3 protein-coding genes are annotated in these 4,840 nt (G+C 53.2%); all 3 read right to left on the bottom strand.

What is annotated here, in order from left to right; all coding sequences use genetic code 11:
- Positions 1-1,181 (bottom strand): VaFE repeat-containing surface-anchored protein (locus tag WMP97_RS11685; RefSeq protein ID WP_340440552.1); only part of this gene is annotated, 1,181 nt, incomplete at its 3' end.
- Between the two features lie 734 nt (positions 1,182-1,915).
- Positions 1,916-2,239, bottom strand: a complete 324-nt coding sequence (locus WMP97_RS11680) for a malonyl-CoA-ACP transacylase (protein ID WP_340440551.1) — start codon at positions 2,237-2,239, stop codon at positions 1,916-1,918.
- 1,079 nt (positions 2,240-3,318) lie between these two features.
- Positions 3,319-4,611 carry an adenylosuccinate synthase gene (locus tag WMP97_RS11675; RefSeq protein ID WP_340440550.1) on the bottom strand — a complete coding sequence of 431 codons (1,293 nt, stop codon included), beginning with the start codon at positions 4,609-4,611 and terminating at the stop codon, positions 3,319-3,321.
- Positions 4,612-4,840: the final 229 nt, after the last annotated feature.

Here is a 4,840-nt window from a genome sequence, read left to right as displayed (position 1 = left end):
TCACCGGTACCCAGAACAGACTCGCCGTCCTCCTTGCTAATCAGCTCAGCCTTCAGGGTGTATTCCCTACCCGGAACAAGGTCCTTATACGTCACGGTGTCAATAACCGTGGCACCCTTTTCTACACGGTTGCCATCCTTGATGGAAGCTTCCGTTTCAATCTTTGGCTCAAGACCCTTCTCCTGCTCACTAGTAGTAGGAGTCGGTTCCGGATTAGGCGTTACATCAGTCGTCTTATCCGGAGTCGTCTCGGAGGTGGTGTCCTTCGGAGTGGTTCCCTCAGAATCAGACGGCTCAGGATTCTCAGTTGTCTCGTTCGGAGAAGTCTCCCCGCCAGGATTTTCCGAAGTCGTCTCGTCCGAAGAAGTCTCCTCAGAAGAAGTCGTGGGCTCTTCGGAACCACCACCATTGTCAGGCTCATCAGGCAGACCGGGCTGGTCTACCGGAATGACAGACTGAGCCTTTGAATTGCGATTGCCATTCGGATGCACAACGGTAATAAACGCATCTTCAGGCTGCTTTGCTATTTCCACCGTCGGGTCTTTTACAAGCTCCGGCACTTCTTTGGGTCCCTCGATTTTATAACCCGTAAGCGCCGTAAACTCTTCGTGCGATCCAGTAAACCCTGGGAAATAGTCTTTGCTATTTCCTACAATAGTTTCAAATGGTAGGTTCTTTGGATTCTGATGCGAATCAAGGAACATCAACAGGTAGACGTAATAGTTGGCAGCCGCCTTTTTATCCCCTCGTGCAGCTGCAGCTTCCATCTTCCGCCCGAGATTGATGACGGCGTCGTGATACTTCTCATCAAACTCAAGTTTCGTAGCGTTCTTCTTTTCATACGCTTCCCGCGTATTGAGAGGGGTTTTAGCGTGCGGTTCAATACACCAACCCCAGCCCACATCATTATTTTTGTTTCCACCATTGCCAAAGCCGGGCCCTGCTGGCTCTCCCGCCCAAACAAGCAGACCCCAGGAGTAGTCCGCGGCAAAATGCTGTGGGTCTTTTTCTTCCTTCTTAAGCTCGTTGCCCAATGTATTGTTGGGCGTAAAATCGGTAGGCTCAGCAGCCTCCGCCTTCGCTCCCGGAACGGTGACCATGGCCGCAATAACCGCAATCGCAGCAAGCACTGCAGTAAAGACCATCCACCCCTCTCGGGATATGTTTTTTAATCTACTCATTTTTCCTCTTCGAGCGGTACAAATACTTACATTCGCTTCCTGTACAGCGAGTTTTCGCTGAGCAGAACCTGAAATTGAGACTTGAACACACTGCAGTTAACCAGGGGATTCTACCCAAATCTAGATCAACTTTTATTGTGTACTTAGGATGGTATCACGGGAAAATTTAAGAATCCAGCCAGAAACCCTCAGGAAAGATGCATGTTGTACAGGCTTACTAACGCTTTAGACACAGGTACACGTATATATCCCCACATAACGCCCAGATTAAAATACACATATCCGATTTAGGATGGTTTCATTTTAGACCATATAGCCACGGCCAATAGCTCCATCAATACTAAGATTGATTTTAGCGATATCGATTTAAACACTTTCATACGCCGCTCGTTATTTGACGTTGTACAGCTTTGAAATTTGTTTTGCATACATTTTCGTCGCACTACTCCGAGCGGCACCCCTCTATAGTTTGGCGCTACAGATACTGCCAGTGCGCATTCGATAACAATATGCAACCATGCGTCACGGTGGACCTTCAGCAAGTCTTAACCCAGCTTCTATTCATCTTCAAGAAAATAAATGTGAGCGGAAACTCGCCTTAAGGTCGCCACAATCACACCTGGAGGCCACGCACAGGGGCAAGAAAATTTAGACAAAGAAAAACCCGCACGGGCCTCGGCAAGCAAATGCTTTACCTAGGCCGCAGTGCGGATCCTGAGGGAATGAACCAGGTCTTAAAGAACAGCAGTGACCTGGTAACCCTTCTCCTGCAGGAGCTGGGAGACTGCCTCGAAAGTAACGTCGTCCTTATCCGGGTTGTAGGTATCCGGATTCAGGGCGATATTGGCGGTGTCACCGTCGTAACGCACGCTGATGAACTCGTAGCCAGCCTCGGCATGGGCAGTATCGATAAGGGCCTGCACGTCGTCGTTATTGCCCTTCTCAGCAACAGCAATCTGCTTATTCTCAGGTGCCGGCGCAGCCTCCTGCGCCGCGGCACCCAAGCCAAAGAAGCTCATAATCGTGGCGAGTAGGCCACTCAAAAGCTTGATAATCATTGAAGTAACTCCCTGTGTATTAGTGCGCGGAAATAGGGCCCGCGAAAGCTGAAAATTCTCTGCACTTAAAGCCTGCTTAATTTTAACTTAGTGTTTAGGCGTGCACAACAGGGAAAGACTTAATTCAGCGTGTTAAGGCCGTGAGGGTAGCTAAAAAGCACCAAGATATCCCGGCACCTGTGCTTCGCCCCTAGGTTGGAGCTTGCTCCCCCAGGGAAGCGGGGAATTACCTAGTCAATAGGAAAACCTTGGGATGTCTACCTGAGGGCTGGAGGAATCCGCACTTTATGCGCAGATGTTAGCTACCGGGGCCAGAACCCAAACAGTGGAATGCCACTCGCTTCATAAAGGAGTGTTTCAGCATCACATCAATCTAGTTAGCCTGGCTAGCCGGCCATCCGCTGTAGATACCCAGCCGGTTTGTTAACGGGAAAATCTGGGTAGCAAACTGGCAGACGATGCCACTTGTCAGTGTAGGAACCTGCTCTACTCGTGGGGAAGTCCGAGATATTCACGGTCAATCTCTAAAGTTGAACGTGGCCAGGAACAGCAGCAAGGCCCCCGCCGATTGCGGCCGGGCTACAGTGGCATCGCTCGATGCCCGAGAATCCAAAGGATAGGCTGGGAAGAAGGAAACACCCAGCGTAGTCGATGCGGCTTGGACAACAACCGTTGCGACACCTTCATTCCTGCCCTAATCCCTCAACAAAGAGGGTTCCGTCACGCTCCAATAGTTCACTACCAGCGAAGGTAGATCAATTACTACCCCTACAATGCCGGCGGTATTGGAAGTAAGACACCTTCACCCTTATTAGTCACTGTGTCGAATATGCCGATCCTGAGGGGGTCAAAAGTGTCGGTCTTTCCTTGGCGCTTCCAGTAAACTTTCTAAAGTTAATTTATGATGTTTTCCGTTACTGTCGCCCGAGAGGGAAGTCTTATCGAGCGCGTTAGTAGCGATCCCGTTCCTCTCCTCCTGTAGCTACACACGGAACTTCCGTAGAAATACCAAGAGCCCCGCCACGCAGGACTAGCTGCGCGCGGGGCTCTCGCACCACGGTGGTGGTAAGAACTACGCCTTACTGATCCGCCATAACATCGTGGCGAACAATGGTCTGGTCGCGACCAGGACCGACGCCGATGTAGGAAATGCGGCAGCCGGACAGCTCCTCTAGGCGCAGGACGTAGTCTTGGGCCTTTTGCGGCAGCTCCTCAAAGGTGGAGCATTCCGTGATGTCCTCGTCCCAGGCGGGCATGGTCTCGAAGATGGGCTCGGCGTGGTGGAACTCGGACTGGGTAAGCGGCAGCTCATCGTAGCGCTTGCCGTCGACGTCATAGGCCACGCAGATAGGAATCTCACCGAGGCCAGTGAGAACGTCCAACTTGGTCAGGAAGTAATCGGTAAAGCCGTTCACGCGGGTGGCGTAGCGCGCAATGACGGAGTCGTACCAACCACAACGGCGCTTGCGGCCGGTGTTGACGCCAATCTCGCCGCCGGTGGTCTGCAGGTACTCGCCCCACTTATCAAAAAGCTCGGTAGGGAACGGGCCAGCACCAACGCGGGTGGTGTATGCCTTGATGATGCCCAGGGAGGTCTTGATGCGGGTTGGACCGATGCCGGAGCCCACGGAAGCACCACCGGCGGTTGGGTTAGACGAGGTCACGAACGGGTAAGTGCCATGGTCCACATCCAGCATGGTGGCCTGACCGCCCTCCATGAGTACGTGCTTACCGGACTCTAGGGCTTTGTTGAGCTCGAGCTCAGCATCGATAACCATCGGGCGTAGGCGATCGCGGTAGCTCAAGAAGTAGTCCACAATCTGGTCTGCCTCGATGGCCTTGCGGTTGTACATCTTCACCAGCATCTGGTTTTTAATGTCCAGCGCAGACTCGACCTTCTGGCGCAGGATGGACTCATCAAAGATGTCCTGGACGCGAATGCCAATGCGCGCGACCTTATCGGCATAGGTCGGACCAATGCCGCGGCCGGTGGTACCAATCGCGCGCTTGCCCAGGAAACGCTCCTGCACGCGGTCGAGCGTCTGATGGTAAGGGGCTACTAGGTGCGCATTGGCGGAAATCTTCAGGCGCGAGGCATTCGCACCGCGGGCTTCGAGGCCATCAATTTCATCAAAGAGCGCCTCGAGGTTAATTACCACGCCATTGCCCAGCACTGGGGTAGCGTTCTCAGACAAGATGCCGGCCGGCAGGAGCTTCAGCTCATATTTATCGCCGCCTACCACGACGGTGTGGCCGGCGTTATTACCGCCGTTCGGCTTGACCACGTAGTCAACCTTGCCGCCGAGGATGTCGGTCGCTTTGCCCTTGCCTTCGTCGCCCCATTGGGCGCCGACAATGACGATCGCTGCCATTGTTTAGTCACTTCCTCATTATTGAAGCCAAAATACTCTCCAACTTTACACTTTCCCGGCCAAAAAAGCGCGCGTAGCATGGTGCGCATGCGTTTTTTGTTCCTCCGCTGCGGCGCCCCGGACATCCCCATGCCCGCTGAGGCCCATGATCTCTCGGCCATTCCTACCCGCAAAGAGCTCGCGCTTATCGACGCCTTCCTATCCCCCCTCCTTCCCACCGACCCCACCC

Origin of the sequence: Corynebacterium sp. KPL4072 (assembly GCF_037908395.1) — a bacterium.
Taxonomy (GTDB): domain Bacteria; phylum Actinomycetota; class Actinomycetes; order Mycobacteriales; family Mycobacteriaceae; genus Corynebacterium; species Corynebacterium kefirresidentii.
The sequence above is the reverse complement of the archived record's forward strand: the minus strand, read 5'-3'. Positions and strand labels throughout refer to the sequence as shown.